17 protein-coding genes and 2 riboswitches are annotated in these 17332 nt (G+C 36.5%); of the genes, 14 read left to right on the top strand and 3 right to left on the bottom strand.

What is annotated here, in order from left to right; translation table 11 throughout:
- Nucleotides 1–831: 831 nt before the first annotated feature.
- The 7 genes from ACFYKX_RS03035 to ACFYKX_RS03005 all read left to right on the top strand — a co-directional run bounded on the left by ACFYKX_RS03035 (nt 832) and on the right by ACFYKX_RS03005 (nt 7091).
- Nucleotides 832–1428 carry a CBO0543 family protein gene (locus ACFYKX_RS03035; protein ID WP_389357921.1) on the top strand — a complete coding sequence of 199 codons (597 nt, stop codon included), beginning with the start codon at nt 832–834 and terminating at the stop codon, nt 1426–1428.
- Nucleotides 1429–1521: 93 nt separating this feature from the next.
- Nucleotides 1522–2364: a hypothetical protein gene (locus ACFYKX_RS03030; RefSeq protein ID WP_389357919.1), complete on the top strand. Its 843-nt coding sequence runs from the start codon at nt 1522–1524 to the stop codon at nt 2362–2364.
- Between the two features lie 112 nt (nt 2365–2476).
- Complete coding sequence (locus ACFYKX_RS03025) at nt 2477–3679, top strand: alanyl-tRNA editing protein (RefSeq protein ID WP_389357917.1); 1203 nt, start codon at nt 2477–2479, stop codon at nt 3677–3679.
- A gap of 290 nt (nt 3680–3969) precedes the next feature.
- Nucleotides 3970–4575 (top strand): alpha/beta hydrolase, encoded by a 606-nt coding sequence (locus ACFYKX_RS03020; protein ID WP_389357915.1) that lies wholly within the window; start codon nt 3970–3972, stop codon nt 4573–4575.
- Nucleotides 4576–4637: 62 nt separating this feature from the next.
- Nucleotides 4638–4741, top strand: a riboswitch (TPP riboswitch).
- A 67-nt stretch (nt 4742–4808) separates the two neighbouring features.
- Entirely contained in the window at nt 4809–5408 is a 600-nt protein-coding gene (gene thiT, locus ACFYKX_RS03015) for an energy-coupled thiamine transporter ThiT (protein WP_389357913.1), read from the top strand.
- 494 nt (nt 5409–5902) lie between these two features.
- A riboswitch (SAM riboswitch) is annotated at nt 5903–6009 on the top strand.
- Between the two features lie 93 nt (nt 6010–6102).
- Nucleotides 6103–6267 (top strand): Fur-regulated basic protein FbpA, encoded by a 165-nt coding sequence (locus tag ACFYKX_RS03010; protein WP_389357911.1) that lies wholly within the window; start codon nt 6103–6105, stop codon nt 6265–6267.
- 14 nt (nt 6268–6281) lie between these two features.
- On the top strand, nt 6282–7091 hold the full coding sequence (locus ACFYKX_RS03005) for an alpha/beta hydrolase family protein (RefSeq protein WP_389357909.1): 810 nt from the start codon (nt 6282–6284) through the stop codon (nt 7089–7091).
- A gap of 27 nt (nt 7092–7118) precedes the next feature.
- On the opposite strand, the gene ACFYKX_RS03000 is transcribed toward ACFYKX_RS03005, so the two are convergent.
- Entirely contained in the window at nt 7119–7988 is an 870-nt protein-coding gene (locus ACFYKX_RS03000; protein ID WP_389359023.1) for a VanW family protein, read from the bottom strand.
- 197 nt (nt 7989–8185) lie between these two features.
- On the opposite strand from ACFYKX_RS03000, the gene ACFYKX_RS02995 reads away from it, so the two are divergent.
- Both ACFYKX_RS02995 and ACFYKX_RS02990 read left to right on the top strand, forming a co-directional pair.
- Nucleotides 8186–9523: an MATE family efflux transporter gene (locus ACFYKX_RS02995; protein WP_389357907.1), complete on the top strand. Its 1338-nt coding sequence runs from the start codon at nt 8186–8188 to the stop codon at nt 9521–9523.
- Nucleotides 9524–9602: 79 nt separating this feature from the next.
- Nucleotides 9603–10499 (top strand): haloalkane dehalogenase, encoded by an 897-nt coding sequence (locus ACFYKX_RS02990; RefSeq protein ID WP_389357905.1) that lies wholly within the window; start codon nt 9603–9605, stop codon nt 10497–10499.
- A 43-nt stretch (nt 10500–10542) separates the two neighbouring features.
- Here ACFYKX_RS02990 and ACFYKX_RS02985 read toward each other — a convergent pair whose 3' ends face one another.
- On the bottom strand, nt 10543–11970 hold the full coding sequence (locus ACFYKX_RS02985) for an alanine/glycine:cation symporter family protein (RefSeq protein WP_389357903.1): 1428 nt from the start codon (nt 11968–11970) through the stop codon (nt 10543–10545).
- Between the two features lie 253 nt (nt 11971–12223).
- Here ACFYKX_RS02985 and ACFYKX_RS02980 point away from each other — a divergent pair, with 253 nt between their 5' ends.
- From ACFYKX_RS02980 to ACFYKX_RS02960, 5 genes are all read left to right on the top strand, one after another.
- Nucleotides 12224–13030 carry an alpha/beta fold hydrolase gene (locus ACFYKX_RS02980; RefSeq protein ID WP_389357901.1) on the top strand — a complete coding sequence of 269 codons (807 nt, stop codon included), beginning with the start codon at nt 12224–12226 and terminating at the stop codon, nt 13028–13030.
- A 54-nt stretch (nt 13031–13084) separates the two neighbouring features.
- Nucleotides 13085–13249, top strand: a complete 165-nt coding sequence (locus tag ACFYKX_RS02975; RefSeq protein WP_389357899.1) for a hypothetical protein — start codon at nt 13085–13087, stop codon at nt 13247–13249.
- A gap of 124 nt (nt 13250–13373) precedes the next feature.
- On the top strand, nt 13374–13676 hold the full coding sequence (locus ACFYKX_RS02970; protein WP_389357897.1) for a hypothetical protein: 303 nt from the start codon (nt 13374–13376) through the stop codon (nt 13674–13676).
- Between the two features lie 187 nt (nt 13677–13863).
- The gene (locus ACFYKX_RS02965) at nt 13864–14466 is read left to right on the top strand and encodes a DUF421 domain-containing protein (protein ID WP_389357895.1); all 603 of its coding nucleotides are present in this window, start codon (nt 13864–13866) and stop codon (nt 14464–14466) included.
- A 118-nt stretch (nt 14467–14584) separates the two neighbouring features.
- Nucleotides 14585–15619, top strand: a complete 1035-nt coding sequence (locus ACFYKX_RS02960; RefSeq protein WP_389357893.1) for an FUSC family protein — start codon at nt 14585–14587, stop codon at nt 15617–15619.
- 54 nt (nt 15620–15673) lie between these two features.
- On the opposite strand, the gene metG is transcribed toward ACFYKX_RS02960, so the two are convergent.
- Nucleotides 15674–17290 carry a methionine--tRNA ligase gene (gene metG, locus ACFYKX_RS02955; RefSeq protein WP_389357891.1) on the bottom strand — a complete coding sequence of 539 codons (1617 nt, stop codon included), beginning with the start codon at nt 17288–17290 and terminating at the stop codon, nt 15674–15676.
- Nucleotides 17291–17332: the final 42 nt, after the last annotated feature.

The raw sequence follows: 17332 nt of genomic DNA, 5'->3' as shown, positions 1-17332 counted from the left end.
AGATGATCAAAAACAAATGAAATAGCGTGCCAGGATTCGCAAATATTGTGAATGGTAGGCTATTTTTTTGTTGTGATTTTTAGGCAGTGCTGAATGATTTTAGAAACATTAAGTAAGTTGCTTTTGAGAGCGAGCCAATTAAACTAATACATTCAGAAAGATAATTCCCACCAAGGTTTTACATTTAACAATATCCACCGATGTTAGCTATTAGGCCGACTTCTGACAGTCCGGAGACAATTTCTGTGGTTTGAATCAGAAGAAGAGAGAACTTCTGACGGCACAAAGGCAATTTCTATGATTAGAGTCAGAAGAAGAGAGAACTTCTGACAGCACAAAGACAATTTCAGTGAGTAGAGTCAGAAGAAGAGAGAGCTTCTGACAGCACAAAGGCAATTTTAGTGAGTAGAGTCAGAAGAAGAGTGAACTTCTGACAGTTCGGAGACAATTTCTGTGGTTTGAGTCAGAAGAAGAGTGAACTTCTGACAGTCCGGAGACAATTTCTGTGGTTTGAGTCAGAAGGAGAGAGAACTTCTGACAGGACAAGGACAATTTCTATGATTAGAGTCAGAAGAAGAGAGAACTTCTGACAGCACAAAGGCAATTTCAGTAAGTAGAGTCAGAAGAAGAGTGAACTTCTGACAGGACAAGGACAATTTCTATGATTAGAGTCAGAAGAACCAAAAGGCTAGTACTCTGTTCTTCAATTTGAATGTGATGACAAACGAGCCAAGTAACTTTTGCCATACCTAACTAACCTCAGTAACATGAAGAACAAAATACATGATTCGTAAAAAAAGTACCATCCTAATTTATAGAGGGGGTGCTGATTTGGATTTATTTTTATTCAAAGTCCTGGTAAAAATGCCATACTTCGCTCAAATAACTTTAAACGAAGTACTAGAGGCTGAGAAAGAGTTTTATAAATTACTTCGAGAGTATTGGTATGATCATAATTTTTTAACCCCGAAGTGGTGGTTTCTTGTATTTCTTTCCATTCTTCCAGCCCTCTTTTGGTGGAAATTCGTAGACAAAAAACGGCTTACTGAAATTCTAACATATGGGTTGTTTTTAGGAGTAATTGCTACAATTTTAGATTCAATTGGCAGCAACGCCTTAGCGTGGACATACCCAATCCGTCTAACTCCCTATTTATACCCACAGTTATACCCATACGATGTAGGAGTAGTCATCATTCCATTTATGCTTGTTTATCAAAAATGGGGACACCAAATGAAATCATACGCCATCGCAAGTTTGTTATTGTCTTTTTTTATTGCATTTGTAGCAGAGCCCACTATGGTTTGGCTAGGAGTCTACAAAGAGTTTACCTGGAAACACATTTATTCTTTTCCTGTCTATTTTGTACTAGCGCTTATTTGTCGTTGGATTATCTTTTTTATAAAATTTCAGGAAGATAAGAATTAGTTAAGGTTTTTACAAAAGCAATATGAGTATATTGTCGTTCCTTCTACAAACACTATGAATACTTACTATTCTCGACTTCATAGGTGGCTCTCCATGAAACGACTAAACCGCAATAATAAATCGTTCCTAATATTGGCAGTTATACATACATCCCTACTAATCGCTGCTTTTATTAGAAGCAATGATCGTAAACGTTCATTTATTTCTTTAATGTCGGACATAGGGTTTGCATATCTTTTTGAATACATTGTATTAAATCTATTTAATGCTTATAAATACAAGCCCAAAATATTAAGAAACAATTACTTAGATAATATTCTTGGGGCGATTTTATCACAAGCAATCTTTGTCCCGTTTACCTCCCAATTTATAAGAACATTTAAACTGGGTTGGGTAGGGAAATTATTTTTTATCGTGTATTTCTATCTAGTTGAACAGTATTTTATTCAAACGAAAGTCTATAGTACTCTATGGTGGAAATCTTATTTTACAAGCTTTTTCTTGCCTGTGTTCTATAATTTGAGTGACTACTGGAAAAACCATTTAGAAAAAGGAACTAGATTCATACTATTCATTTCCTTATTTTTATCTATCTTAGTTACGGGAGTCAACATATTATATGTTATGGCTGTGGTAAGAAAATTCCGTTTTGGTTTGGGTAAAATTCATTCATGGAAAGAACATTTTATCCTAGCTCCGTTATATTCAATCTTGTTATCATTGCTTTCCGCTATCACTGTTAAAAAGGGAGGACTCATCCCAAAAGGGGTTTTTCTAGTATTCGCAAGCTTCTTAGATTGGGTTATTCATGAAACTAAAGTGGTGAAAAAGCGATTTCATGTTTCAACTTTAAATATTTTTATCCATTGTTTAATGCTGTATATTTCAACTCTCTTTAAAAATTTGATCTATAGTGAAAATAATCAACAAAGTTGACCACTTCAGCCTAATTCTGTTGTGGTCCATTTTTGTTCGTCTTACTTGACCAATAAGCTCTAAAAACTTATTTTATTACTATTACATATGTTTAAAAAGGGGATATTTTTAAATGAAAGATCGATTATATTATTTTGATCCATACATAAAAACATTTTCAGCAAAGGTAGTAAAACAAGGCCAAGATCCTACTGGAGATCACTTTGTTGTTTTATCTGAGACGGCCTTTTATCCTACTGGCGGTGGTCAACCACACGACATAGGAAAAATTAATCAACACGATGTGATAAACGTAGAAGAGGTTGACGGTGAAGTAAGACATTACACGGCAAATCCAATTCCGGAAGATACAAACGAAATTACGGGAGAAATAAACTGGCAGCGACGGTTTGATCATATGCAGCAACATGCAGGACAACATATTTTATCTGCAGCATTTGTTGAGCTATATGGATTTGAAACCGTAAGCTTTCACCTTGGTAAAGACTATTTAACGATAGATCTTGACGTTGATGACATAAAGGAAGAAATTCTAGTTCAGGTAGAGAGTTTAGCGAATCAAATCATCTTGGAGAATCGACCGATTGAAACAAGATGGATCTCAAAGGAAGAGGTCACGCAATATCCACTAAGAAAGAAACCGACCGTTGATGAAAATATTCGACTTGTCATCATTCCAGAATTTGATTATAACGGGTGTGGTGGAACCCACCCAAATAGCACAGGTGAGGTTCAGGCAATAAAGATCTTAAATTGGGAGAGACAACGAAAAAAGATCCGTGTGTCTTTTGTTTGCGGAAATAGAGTCATACACCAGCTACATCAGAAAAATTTAGTATTAACGAAATTGAGCCAACTTTTAAACGCTCCTGAATCAGAGATGGAAAATGCATTAAGCAGAGTGTTAGAAACCAAAAAAGAATTGGAAAAATCTTTGGAAGAAGCTCAAGACAATATAATGAGTCATAAAGTCCAAGTATTGATTGAACAACCAATGATGTTTAATGAACAACTTATTATTAAAGATGTACTTAATGACTATTCTCTTCAGCAGCTTCAGAAAATGGCCCGTATGGTCATCAGTAGAGCGAAAAGTGCAAATGTCTTTTTAGTATCTAAGACGATGAACAAAATTCAATTTGTTTTCAGTCGGGGTACCGCATCTAACCTAAACATGAAACAACTTGCTGCAGAGCTCTTACAAGTTATTGATGGAAAGGGAGGAGGCAGTGAATCCCAAGCACAAGGTGGAGGAGAAACAAATCTCTCAGCCGAAGAATTTTTATCATTAACATTGGAAAAATTAAAAGGCTAGCATAATGATAGGCGAGATAAATGTGTTTTCTTAAATTTTTGGATTGGAAGTAAAGCTGTCCTTCATTTTCCAGAGATGAAGGACACAATCATAGATATATTAACCATGTCCCGGAAGATTTATATGTAAAAAAACAGTTCTTCAATGGAGAATGTAATTTAATCAAACGATTGATTAAGAAATTTGCATCCCTATGATTTGACATGTCATATAGACTGGACTAAAATTTATTTTGAATTCAAGATATCTGCATTTGTGAGAATAACTTCGAGTTGAAGAGGGGGATTTGAATGCAACATATATTCCAAAAAGGTACCGATGAAACTAAACCGACTCTGCTATTGCTTCATGGGACTGGAGGAAACGAGCAAGATTTACTACCCATTGGGGGAATGATTGACCCAACTGCTTCTATTCTAAGTGTAAGAGGAAATATCTTAGAACACGGAATGCCTCGATTTTTCCGTAGACTTGCAGAAGGTGTCTTTGATGAAGAAGATCTTGTTTTTCGTACGAAGGAATTATATGAATTTTTAAATGAAGCATCTGAAAAATACGGATTTGATCGCAATCATATTGTTGCAGTCGGTTATTCCAATGGGGCGAATATAGCAGGAAGCTTATTATTTCACTATCAGGATGCGTTAAAAGGAGCGATCCTACATCACCCTATGGTCCCAAGAAGAGGGATTGAGTTGCCAACCTTAAATGGGGTTCATGTATTCATTACAGCCGGTGAAAATGATCCACTTTGTACCCCACAGGAATCGAAGGATTTAAAGACGTTTTTAGAAAATGCTGGTGCAAACACAAGCATTCACTGGGAATATAATGGTCATCAGTTAACCCGAACAGAAGTAGAGGAAGCTGCTGAATGGTATAAAAAAGTTTTTTAAAGTTTTTCCTACCAAAGTAGGGAAATATAGGTTATACTTTGATGTGACATAACTAAATAAAACGTAACCACAAGGGGAGCTATATGCTGAGAGTGAATAGTTTGTCTATTCTGACCCTTTGAACCTGTTAGTTAATGCTAGCGCAGGGATGTGGATTTGTAGATGCTTCTGTCATTCTGCTTTCATATTCTCCCTTGGGGTTCCGTTCACTAGGAAAAGGGGAGAATTTTTTTATGAAAAAAATAGGCTTACTAGCAATGATTGAAGCGGCTTTTTTTGCTGCATTCGCACTGATTCTTGATTTGCTACCTTCTATTAAACTCTCACCAGCGATTTCAATCTCGATCGCGATGGTACCTATTTTTATCTTAGCGTTTCGCTGGGGGTATAAAGTAGCGTTATTGTCTGGTTTTCTTTGGGGGTTATTACAGGTCGCGGTAGGAGATATCTATTTCTTAACACCTATTCAATTTGCCATTGAATACTTTATTGCATTTGCCTTTGTTGGGTTTGCCGGTCTATTCTATAAAATTATTCATTCTTATTTACAAAAAGGCGATAAGAAAACCGCGATGGTTTGGATTGTCGTTGCCACATTTGTCGGTAGTTTAGCGCGTTATTTTTGGCATTTCGTGGCCGGATTCATTTTCTGGGGAGAGTATGCACCAGAGGGAATGTCACCTGTATTATACTCGCTAGTTGTAAATGGAGGAACGATGCTAGGAGCTGCCATCCTATGCTCAATCGTCGTAGTACTTCTGATTTCGAGTGCACCACGTCTTCTTCAAAGAAAACCAACTTACATCAGCATCAATCAAAAAAATGCTTCATAGTTAAGAGAGCCGACACCTTGTATATGTGTCGGTTTTTCAATAGAGTATATTTGATCAAGCTGGTGGGTCTCCTATAAAAACTTGAATCTAACATTCTTAGAAAGTCAGAAGGTAGGGGAACTTCAGATGCTAAGTGATATCACCGTGGACGTACTGAGGTTAGTTTTAAGTTCGGACAGCACAACAAGAAAAAGCTAGCGTTGAGTCCGATGTCAGTTCAACTTCGAACAGTACAATAAGAAAAAGCTCGTGTAGAGTCCGAAGTCAGTTCAACTTCGCATAGCAAGAGGAGGAACCCCCAGTTTAGTGTCCGAAGTCGATACAACCTAAGAAAGTAAACCAAGGAAATACTCTTCGCTCAATTTTGAACCAGGGTCATATCTCTTATTAATTTTACACAAATATTCTTAATTTCGTCATCATTAGTCAAAATCCAATTGACATAAAGACTATATTGTTTTATATTAATTCCTATAAACTTAATAAGATTAATTTTCTTATCCAGAGAGGTGGAGGGAGTGGCCCTATGAAACCTCGGCAGCGGACTCGTTTGAGAACTGTGCCAATTCCAACAAGCTTTAGAGAGCTTGAAAGATAAGATGAGCGGCTTCCTATACGAGACCAACCTCTTCTTATTGTCTGGAATTGACGATAAGAGGAGGTTTTTTTATGTCCAACAGTAGGAGGGTGTTAAATGGAAGATACATTGAAAAAGGAACAACTTATCGATGAACTTCTTTATTTTGGAATCTATAAAAAAGGTAATAAGCAACTATTTGAGCTTCCGTTATCCGTTCTTGAGGAAGAATATGAAAAAGTTATTAAGGGAAAAGGTCATATTCAAAACAACGAATCGTAAAGGGGAGCGATCCAATGTGTACACAAATTAAGATACCGTGGAGAAACCAACACTTAATTGGTAGTATCCATTTTCCGGATTCTTATCTAAATAAAAGTAATGTATCATATCCTCTAATCATTATTTGCCACGGTTTTACGAGCAGTAGAATAGGCGTGGATCGTTTATTTGTTAAGTCCGCTAATCAACTGACGGCAGAAAGTTGTATAGTCGTTCGATTTGATTACAGTGGCTGCGGAGAGAGTGAAGGCAACTACGGAAATTCTGGTCTAGACGAATTAATCGAGCAAACGATAGACGTGATAGAGTTTTGTTCTGGAATAGATAAAGTTGATTCAAATAAGGTCACTCTTCTTGGACATAGCTTAGGAGGAGCAACTGCTCTGTTAACTGCGGTTAGAGATATTCGGGTAAAGCAGCTCATACTCTGGTCAGCGGTGGCAAACCCATATGAAGATATAGCGAAAATCGTTGGTATGAATAATCTTAGAAACTTAGAAAAATCTACCTCTATTGATTATCTAGGCTATAGCTTTTCAGAAAAATATTTCAATTCACTAAGAAAGTTCCACCCACTAGAAGAAGCAAAAAAGTTCAAGGGAGATGTCCTCATTATTCATGGCACTGATGATAAGGATATCCCCGTTCACTATTGCCATTCGTATGAAAAAGAATTTTTACTTAGAGCCAAAGATGGTTCGTGTACAAAACAAATCATTCATGGTGCGAATCATACTTATTCTTCTTCAGCTCACTTCAAGCAACTAATGGACACAACAAAAAAGTGGATTAACGACAAAATCATGATTGAACAGTTTGTATAAGAAAATCCCTAATTATGATTCTTGTGACTAATCGCTCAAGTGAATTTCCTTTGGAAGGTCGATTGACATGCTTTGAACATTCCTCGGTTCATTATTAATAAGATCTGATGAATAGATCATAACGAATATCGTCCCGCCAACTGCCTTCGATCTAATTAAAATCGGTTGATTGGTCATATTTTTAAAAGAAAAGTCGGGTCCATACCAACTCACAGTTGCATCGCGGCCTGGTGGAACGTATGGGACGCTCTTACTATGGGAGTACCTTTCGATAATGTCCATCCCAGCTCGGTCTACAGCATTAAATAAAGTGGAGGAAACTTGACAGATTCCTCCACCAATTCCCTCAGATAGCTCACCTCTAACAATAACAGGTGCTTTTAAATATCCTTTTGCCTCTGTTCGTCTACCTACTACTTCATTAAAAGAGAATTTTTCACCTGGAAAAACGACGTGATTGTTTATAGCTTCTGCTGATAGTCGAATATTATGAGAGCGAGTCTTATTATGACTATTGAAATATGTAACATAGTAACCAATTTGTTTGTTTTTAATATGTGAGAGTAGTTCACTATCTACCTTTGGATAAACGGATAGGGTTGGAATTTTCATATTGCTCTGACTGTTTTGGTAAAAGTATTCTACGAATTGGGATTTAAATTCTTTCTCATTAAGCTTAACTCCTAATTCCTCAGGTACCATTTGTCCAACATCATTTAACTTTGCATTCTTTGGAGAAACATATATTTTCTCTGATAGTTCCTTAGCTAGTTGGTCAACTTTTTCTAAATCTAATAGGGGGCTACCTGGTAATGGGAGTGAATAATCCTCTTTTGTAAAGGTTGGAAATAACAGTTCGTTCTCTTTTGCTGAGCCTTGGTGTATACCTGTCTGCATAACAACAATAAACAAAATGACTGAAAAAAATAAACGAATCAATCAAGTTCACCTCCCTAATATAGTATATGTAGTATTTTAGGGTTCAATCGGATGATAACAATTGGTTCAATTTTCCGAGGAAGCAGATTGTTCGCATTCTAAAGAAAAGTTCGAAATAATAAAAGAACAAACCATTTTGAAAAAGGTGTTACTAGATGAAGCAATATGATTTTACAAAAGGAGATATTTTTAAGAGTATGCTCCTTTTTTCAACCCCAATTATGATGACGAACCTACTCCAGGTATCTTATCAGTTCATTGATAGCCTTTGGATTGGAAACTTATTGGGAGCCAATGCATTAGGAGCCATCGCGGTTTCAGGAACAGTTATTTTCACCGTTCTTTCCTTTATTATTGGAATAAACAATGCAACCTTAACCATATTGTCCCAACAAAAAGGGAAAGAGGATGAGGATGGTTTAAAACGCTATTTAAATGCCTTTGTTGTCATATTAACAAGTTTATCGATTGTTCTAGGATTTCTCGGTTATGTTGGATCTGAAAATTTTTTACGATTTCTAAATACCCCTGAAAATATGATTTCAGATGCCACTACTTATTTACAAATTAATTTTATCGGAATTCTATTTCTCCTTGGATACAATTTTATTGCAACAGTACTGCGATCTGTGGGTGATAGTAAAACCCCACTTTACTTTGTCTTGTTAGCAGTAATTCTAAACACGATTTTGGACCCAATCTTCATTTCCGTTTTTCAATTAGGGATAAATGGAGCGGCCTATGCAACCATCCTATCACAGGGAATTGCTTTCCTTTACGGCTTAATTATAGTCCTTAGAAAAAAGCTAGTTCCTTTTACAATCCCATCACTGCCTAATAAAGAGGAGGTACTGTTGATTTTAAAACTAGGGATACCTTCTGGGTTACAAATGATGGTGATTTCAGCGGGTGTAATGGCCATTATGAGCGTAGTGAATTCCTTCGGGGAAGATGTGGTTGCTGGTTTTGGGGCAGCTCAAAGGATTGACAGCCTTATCATGTTACCCGCAATGGCATTAGGAACTGCTGTGAATAGTATGGCCGGTCAGAACATTGGTGCTAATCAGTGGGGACGAGTACATAAAATAGCTCTCTACGGTGTTGTTTACAATTTCGTTGCCATGATGATGATTGGAGTGCTAATTTTCTTTTCTTCACATATTTGGATTGGATTATTTATAGAAGATGAGGGGGCACTTTCATTTGGTACCGAATATTTAGTTTTAATCGCATTCTTCTATCCTTTTTTAGGGCTTAATTTTATTTTAAATGGAGTTGTTCGAGCATCAGGAGCTATGTTTCAAGTCTTGATTTTGAATATCATTTCATTCTGGGTACTTAGATATCCTTTAACGTATCTTCTTTCTGACCTTCTTGGCGAAAAAGGAATTGCCCTTGGGATGGGAGTTAGTTTTGTCATTAGCTCCATTATTGCCTTTCTTTACTACCGTTATGGAAAATGGAATCAACAGAAGTTATTTTCAAAAGAGTAGAATCTATTTAATCTGCAGGAATATATTGCCTGTTCCCCGAATGTTATTAAAGAGATAACAGGATAAGGGGGAATAAGGCTTGGATATTATTCGAACTCCAGATGAACATTTCATGAATCTAAAGGATTATCCGTTTCAATCGAATTACATTTCTATTAACGGTTTAAGGATGCATTATTTAGATGAAGGTGAGGGGGAAGTGGTCCTTTGTCTTCATGGAGAACCAACTTGGTCTTACCTTTATCGAAAAATGATTCCAACACTTTCAAAAAATCATCGAGTAATCGCCCCTGATTTTATCGGATTTGGGAAATCAGATAAATTCACAAGTATGGATGATTACAGTATAGACATGCATGTAAGTGCTCTAAAAGAGTTTATAGAAAAGTTGGACTTAAAGAATATAACCTATGTCGTACAAGACTGGGGAGGAATCATTGGTCTTATTACTGCAACAGAATTAGAGGATAGATCAGCTAGGCTAGTCATTATGAATACAGGACTTCCTACTGGAGATATTCCGGCTTCAGAAGGATTCCAAGTTTGGAGAAAATATGTGGAACGTACGCCAGATTTACCGATTGGAAAAATTATTACAAGAAGCTTAGCTGATAAAGATGCTATCTCTCCTGAAGAAATTGCAGGGTATGAAGCTCCTTTCCCAAATCACTCTTATAAAGCTGGTGCTCAAAAGTGGCCTCTTCTCGTACCAATGCAATATGATGATGAAGGAGCAGAGCGACTAAGACAAGCCCGTGTTGTATTAGCTAAATGGGAAAAGCCTGCATTAGTTATGTTTTCTGATAGTGACCCAATCACTCGTGGCGGGGATCGCTTCTTTAGAAAACTTATTCCTACAGCTAAAAACGAACCTGAAATCATAATTAAAAATGCTGGTCATTTCCTTCAAGAAGAAAAAGGAGAGGAAATTGCAGGTCATATTGTAGAATTTATCGGTAGACGTGTACGGGATTGATATAAAAAGAGACTTGAGGAAATTCTCAAGTCTCTTCATTTATCTAAACGACTTTCTTTAATTTTTGATTAGGACGCACCGGCCAACTTTCTACACCTTTTAATCCTTCAATATCATCTGCATAGAATACAGGATCTAATCCTTGTTTTCTTTGCTCCATGTAGTGATCTAGCGCCTTAAATGCAAATTTTCCTAGTAATCCGATTGCGATAAGATTCGTTAACGCCATGATAGCCATAGCTAAATCCGCGAAGTCCCAGACAATTTGCAAACTCGCCACTGCACCAAACACAACCATTCCTAGAGCAGCTAGTCGGTAGATGAATAGAGCTGCCTTACTTTTATGAACAAACCCTATATTTGCTTCTCCATAATAGTAACTTCCGATAATCGAGCTGAATGCAAACATGAAAATAGCGATTGCGACAAAGATGCTTGCCCATGGTCCGAAGTGCTCTGCCATGGATGCTTGAGTTAGCTCAATACCTTGTAAACCAGTTGTATATGAATCTGATAGAAGAATGATAAAGGCTGTTGCAGTACATACGACTAATGTGTCAAAGAATACGCCCAATGCTTGTACGAAACCTTGTTTTACTGGATGAGAGACAACTGCCGCCGCAGCCGCATTAGGTGCACTTCCCATTCCAGCTTCATTTGAGAATAAACCACGTTTTACCCCCATCATGATAGCAGCACCAACACCACCGCCAAACACTTGTTCAAATCCGAATGCACTTTTTACAATTAAAGAAAGTACAGCAGGAACTTGAGAAATATTTGTTATAACAACAAAACCTGCTAATGCAATGTAGAAAAATGCCATGATTGGAACGATGATCACTGAAAAATGGGCAATACGTTGAACTCCACCAAAAATAATAAATGCTGTTAAAACTGCTAAAAGAATCCCTACAAACGCCCCATTGATTTTAAACGAATTAGTAAATGCTGAAGCGATGGTATTACTTTGTACCGCGTTGAACGTTAATCCAAAAGAAATAATGATTCCAAAAGCAAAAATAGTGCTCAACCACTTTGATCCGAGTTGCTTTCTCATGTAGTAGGCAGGGCCACCTTTGAATCCTCCATTTGCATCCTTTTCTTTGTAGATTTGCGCTAGTGTACTTTCAACAAATGCACTAGCTCCTCCTAGAATGGCAACTACCCACATCCAGAAAACAGCACCAGGTCCACCAACTGCAATTGCCATTGCTACACCTGCAACATTTCCTGTACCAATTCTTGTTGCTGAACCAATAAAGAAAGCTTGAAGGGAGGAAATCGATTTTTCTCCGGGCAATCCCTCATTTTTGTCCTTTAGTACACGCACCATCTCACCGAACTTAAGTATCTGTACAAATCCTGTTTTGATTGTAAAGTAAAGTCCTAGACCAAGAAGTAAACCGATTAATATATAAGACCACAGTATATTATTTGCATGTCCAACCATTTGTTGAATGAATTCCATTTATAACGCCTCCTAGATGTCTAATATTGTGGATTTTTTGTGTTTTTGATAGTTTGAATTATCTAAAAATTTTTCTTATTGGTCAATGGTAAAAAGTTTACAACTTTAACGCGTTTAAGTGTAATAGTTTCGGTGTCCGTAATACCTCTAATGAAAACATTGTAAAATCAACATTTATCATTTTAAACCGTAAGTAAAAATGGTAAATTTTTTATATGAAAATTTTTAAAAAAGTTGGAGAGAGGTAGAGGAAATGCAATTTTATTTAGAGAATAGAAGTTTATTTTATGAGATATATGGGGAAGGTCATCCGATTATTATTCTTCATGCAATGGGAACCGATCATCAATCTATGAAAGCTTGGATGGAACCAATCTTTGATACGTTTGAAGGGTTTCAACGGATTTATATAGATATTCCTGCACATGGAAAAAGTATGATAGATGAGAAAATCAAAAGTACACAGGATATGCTGGAATTTATTTTAAAATTTATTGATCAAACACTGCCTCAAAAAGAGTTCTCACTCATTGGACATTCCTTTGGTGGCTATATTGCACAAGGTATTATGCACTCAAGAATTTCAAATGTAAAAGGGTTGTGTTTGTTAGCATCAGCACTTCATCAAAAGAATAGAACGGTCCCAGAAAGAGTGGTTGTTAAAAGGGATGAACATGAATTAACACAGATGGATTCAGATATACAATTAGCATTTGATACATTAATGGTTTATCAGACAAAAGATAATCTAGAAAAATTTTTAAATGAAGTTCAGCCAGGTCGTTTACTAGCAAACAAAGAGTTTCTCAGCTCAAATTGGCGTGAAAACGGATACTATTTAAAAGAAGAACCACTCTTGAACCAGTCGGAAGTAAGTCAACCCGCTCTTTTTTTACTAGGAAAACATGATTCTATCTGTGGGTATAAAGATCATTTAGAATACCTAAATAAGTTTAAAAATGGGACCGTTTCTATTTTGGATACGGGACATTTAATGGCAATTGAAAAGCGCTCGGTTGTACAGATGTTGGTGAAAGACTGGGTTATGAACCTATATTAGTCGCATACATAAAAAATAGAGACAAACACTACCTTCAGAAGGTGGTGAAAATCAATGGAAAGAGATGAGAAAAACTTTAAAACAAAGAGATCAATGGCTGATATTGAGCCAGGACTATTGCCATTGGATCCTGATGAAATGAACTATATAGAAGAACCACTCATAAAAGGTGGTGGAGATGCTAATTTATCACCGGAAACTGGAAAACCGTTAATTTAAGCCTTTCTAGGATCAATTCAGATATTGGATTGGTCCTTTATTTTGTATAAGTGGTTATTGAAACCAACAAATAATGGGAAGAATAATGGGCAACATTAAAATGGAATTGGGTTTAGGAGGAGAAATGACAAAAAAGGAAGCCTTTGATCTGCTAACCTTAATTGAAATCGTCTATTCGTATTGGGTGATGAAGAGTGAAGCTGTCTCTAATTGGCTGAAGCTTTGTGAAAGTATGGATCATGAAGATGTAAAGAGAAATCTTCTAAATCATGTAAAGCATTCACCTTACCCACCTTTACTAGAGGAAATAGCTGTTTTTAAAGAGGGGTCTATTTACTTATTAGATGGGATTGATGACCATCAAAACCCTTCGTCGAGGTGCCTACATGAATATTCTCAAAGAACCGAAAGACAAATTCATCATTAGAAGGTGAAACTATGAAAGCCCGGGATATCATAAAGTTAAGTATGATTATTTCGGTTGCATGCTCACCAACCCTATTTAGAAAACCTTCAGTTCCGTTTTGGATCGTCTACTTCATTATGAACGGGCTAATGAATCATATATTTCTCTAAAACACTATTGTTAAACATTGTTCGGAGGAGGTGTACATATGCCCCACTGGCTGCAAGCAGTCGTTTACATAACAGCAGCAATCATTCTTTTAAGAGTAGGTGGAAAGCGTGCCATCTCACAAACTACACCAAGTGAAGTAGTACTTATGATTGGAATAGGAACTGTATTGGTTCACCCTCTTAAAGAAGAAAACTCATGGGAAAGTGTATATAACGGCAGCTTAATTATTCTAGGTTTGATTTTTGTTTCTTATCTACAAATCCTGATTCCAAAAACGAAAAAGTGGATTATGGGCGAGCCATTATTGCTCATCGAAGAAGGTAGGGTTATTGAAAAAAATCTTCGAAAAGCAAGGATTCCGGAAGATGAACTTAAGATGAGGTTGAGAATTAAAAAGATAAATGATATTAAATCCGTCAAATCTGCTTCATTAGAAGTTAGTGGGGAGATTGGTGTAGAATTATTTCCAAACGAAACCTATGCTACCAAAAAAGATCTAGAAGACATAAAGTATGCTCTAAATGTGATCAGTACAAAACTAAATTGTCCCTTGACCTTTAATCCCCCATCACCGAAGGATTCGGATGACAATTTATTCAAACAAGTAAAAAAGGTTCAATATAAAGACCCTACTCAATAGAACACACTCTACAGTGTGTTTTTTGCTTTCCAACAACGTAATGGTTTTAGTAACCAACAAAATATGATAAATTGGATATGAATTCTTTTTTGTGTTGTGAATGGAGGATTGGGTATTTTTGACATTAGGTCCACGAGTCTTTAAAACAGGACTGGCTGTTACAATGGCCTTATACATATGTTATTTCTTTAAGTTAGAACCAGCGTTATTTGCAGGTGTTGCAGCTATATTCGCTGTGCAGCCTTCCATATACAAATCATGGAGACATATCATTGACCAGATCATTACCAATACGATTGGAGCACTTTTTGCTCTTTTCACGATTTACTATATAGGCAATGATCCTATCATTATTGGATTGGTTATTATCGTAGTCATCTCTATTAGCTTAAAATTAAAAATGGAAAATACGATATCATTAACGGTCGTTACAGTACTTGCTATTATGAGTGCGCCTGGAGAAGGGGATGTATTATTTGCGGCTAATCGTTTTGGAATTATTCTAATTGGGATTGCCTCTGCATTTTTAATAAATATACTAGTGTTGCCACCAAAATATAAGAAAAATTATATCGAACAGAGTAAATCTGTTTTTCAAAATATGTCCTTGTTAATCCGGACAGCTATTTCAAATGAAATGACCGAGAAATCTTTTCAACAGCATTCCAAAAAACTAGAATCAGATATAAAAAAGCTTGAAGACTTATTTAAAGTATTTGATGAAGAACGAGCTAAAATGTCAAAGCTAAACCCATTAGATGCACGGGAAATTGTTGTTTTTAAACAAATGCTAAAATCGCTTCAGCAAGGGGAAGAGCTTCTTCAAGTGATCGATGAACACTATTTTCAAAGTCATACGAGTGAAGAAGAAAATTTACTATTTGACCAGCAATTAGAGCAATTAATCAAGTGTCATGAGTATTTTTTATTAAAATATGAGGGAAAAGTGAAGTTAGAGGAACATCGGGTCGAAGATGAAGTTCTAACAGAAAGCGGAGAGTTCCTAGAAAATATCATGGATCACTACCGAAATAATCCGAAAGAAAAACTAAGGTTAGTAGTGATTGGATCAGCGATATTCGAGTACGCTTTCCACCTTCAGCGATTAAATAGATTAATTGAACAATATTTAAAATCAACAATTAAGGAATAAAAAGTAAGAGCATTACCTACTTAGTAAAGGTAATGCTTCTTTCTTTTAGGGCTGCTACTTACCTAGTTTATTTCGCTCTAATTCAATGTTTTCAATATCAATTCTTTCAAACAATGGTGTAATGCCTTCCAATGCTCCTGTAGGACTTATATAGCTCCAAGACGGTTCAGTAACACCTAGAAATTTTCGAATATCCTGACATGTAAAAGGTAGGAATGGTTCTAACAAGTTTGAGAGGTTTGCAACGATCACCGCGCATGTATACAGTGTTGCTGAACATTCTGCTTGGTTTTCTTTTATTTGAATCCATGGTTTTCTTTCATCAAAATACTTATTAGCTTTCCTGATAAAATCAAATATGCTCTCTAAAGCAGCCTTACCATCTCCTTTTTCGATAAGATTTCCTGTTTTCTCGTATAAATGGTAAATCTCAGTAACTATAGTTTGATCAGCTAGTGCAGAAGGAATGATATGATCATAGTACTTCTCAATAAATTTTAAAGTCCGGTTCACAAAGTTCCCGAAAGCTCCTAATAGTTCGCTATTATGACTATAGATAAACTCCCTCCAAGAGAAATCAGCGTCACGTTTGTCAGGGGCATTGATCGTTAAAAAATATCGAATGGAATCCGGGTGATACGACTCTAATATCTCTGGAACCCACACAGCCCAATTTCTACTAGTTGAAAGCTTCTTTTTTTCAACCGTCAAATACTCACTAGAGATGATACATTCTGGGAGCTTTAAATCTTTAAGTCCTATAAGAATAGAAGGCCATATAAGAGTGTGGAAGGGGATATTGTCTTTCCCGTGTACATAGTATGATTTAGCATCTTCACTCCAAAAATCGTCCCACGGTTGATTATAATCTATTGACCACTTTTTACTAGCTGTTAAGTAGCCGGAAACAGCCTCAATCCATACATAAATCTTCTTTTGTTGAAAGCCTTCAATGGGAACAGAAACTCCATTTTCTAAGTCGCGCGAAGCGGCGCGGTCTTTTAACCCTTCCTTTAAATATCGATCGGTAAGATGAACCGCGTTTTCTTTCCAATTGTATTTACTTTCTTGAAAAAACTTCTCAAGAGGGTTTTGAAGTTTGGACAAAGCAAAGTACAAGTGTTCTGTCTTTTTGACAATCGGCTCACCTCCACATAGTTTACATTTCTTGTTCAATAAGTCCAAAGGATCCAACAAGCTAGAACAATAATCACACTGATCTCCGCGTGCTGGATTCAAACAATTTGGGCAGGTTCCTTCAACATACCGATCAGGCAAAAATAGTGAATCAAACTCACAGTAAGACTGATCAATGTTCTTTTTATAAATGAGGCCGCTTTGTATAAGCCTCTTGAAAATTTCTTGAACCTCTTCATGATGAAAAGGATCGTCTGTTCTTGTGTAGAAATCATAGGTAAAGCCTAATTTATTGAAGCACTCAACAAACTCTTCATGATACCGCGTAGCGATTTCATTAGTTGATACACCTTCACTTTTTGCCCTTACAGCAATAGGGGTACCATTACAATCACTTCCTGAAACATACAACACATTTTTACCCTTTAACCGATAATACCTTGCTATAATATCACCAGGTAACAGACTTGCCACATGCCCTAAATGAAGGGAACCGTTTGCGTAGGGCCAGGCCCCACCAATAAAGATTGACATGATTTATTCCTCCTTAAAATTGGTTACGTACTTATAGGGAAC

Origin of the sequence: Cytobacillus spartinae, from assembly GCF_042865285.1 — a bacterium.
Lineage (GTDB): Bacteria > Bacillota > Bacilli > Bacillales > Cytobacillaceae > Robertmurraya_A > Robertmurraya_A spartinae.
This window is presented reverse-complemented; position numbering and strand designations above follow the sequence as displayed.

What these genes read in the sequence shown, in the direction of transcription:
- ACFYKX_RS03030 (WP_389357919.1), top strand. Translation starts at nt 1,522, where the DNA reads ATGAAACGACTAAACCGCAATAATAAATCGTTCCTAATATTGGCAGTT.
- ACFYKX_RS03025 (WP_389357917.1), top strand. Translation starts at nt 2,477, where the DNA reads ATGAAAGATCGATTATATTATTTTGATCCATACATAAAAACATTTTCA.
- ACFYKX_RS03020 (WP_389357915.1), top strand. Translation starts at nt 3,970, where the DNA reads ATGCAACATATATTCCAAAAAGGTACCGATGAAACTAAACCGACTCTG.
- thiT (WP_389357913.1), top strand. Translation starts at nt 4,809, where the DNA reads ATGAAAAAAATAGGCTTACTAGCAATGATTGAAGCGGCTTTTTTTGCT.
- ACFYKX_RS03010 (WP_389357911.1), top strand. Translation starts at nt 6,103, where the DNA reads ATGGAAGATACATTGAAAAAGGAACAACTTATCGATGAACTTCTTTAT.
- ACFYKX_RS03005 (WP_389357909.1), top strand. Translation starts at nt 6,282, where the DNA reads ATGTGTACACAAATTAAGATACCGTGGAGAAACCAACACTTAATTGGT.
- ACFYKX_RS03000 (WP_389359023.1), bottom strand. Translation starts at nt 7,988, where the DNA reads ATGCAGACAGGTATACACCAAGGCTCAGCAAAAGAGAACGAACTGTTA.
- ACFYKX_RS02995 (WP_389357907.1), top strand. Translation starts at nt 8,186, where the DNA reads ATGAAGCAATATGATTTTACAAAAGGAGATATTTTTAAGAGTATGCTC.
- ACFYKX_RS02985 (WP_389357903.1), bottom strand. Translation starts at nt 11,970, where the DNA reads ATGGAATTCATTCAACAAATGGTTGGACATGCAAATAATATACTGTGG.
- ACFYKX_RS02980 (WP_389357901.1), top strand. Translation starts at nt 12,224, where the DNA reads ATGCAATTTTATTTAGAGAATAGAAGTTTATTTTATGAGATATATGGG.
- ACFYKX_RS02975 (WP_389357899.1), top strand. Translation starts at nt 13,085, where the DNA reads ATGGAAAGAGATGAGAAAAACTTTAAAACAAAGAGATCAATGGCTGAT.
- ACFYKX_RS02970 (WP_389357897.1), top strand. Translation starts at nt 13,374, where the DNA reads ATGACAAAAAAGGAAGCCTTTGATCTGCTAACCTTAATTGAAATCGTC.
- ACFYKX_RS02965 (WP_389357895.1), top strand. Translation starts at nt 13,864, where the DNA reads ATGCCCCACTGGCTGCAAGCAGTCGTTTACATAACAGCAGCAATCATT.
- metG (WP_389357891.1), bottom strand. Translation starts at nt 17,290, where the DNA reads ATGTCAATCTTTATTGGTGGGGCCTGGCCCTACGCAAACGGTTCCCTT.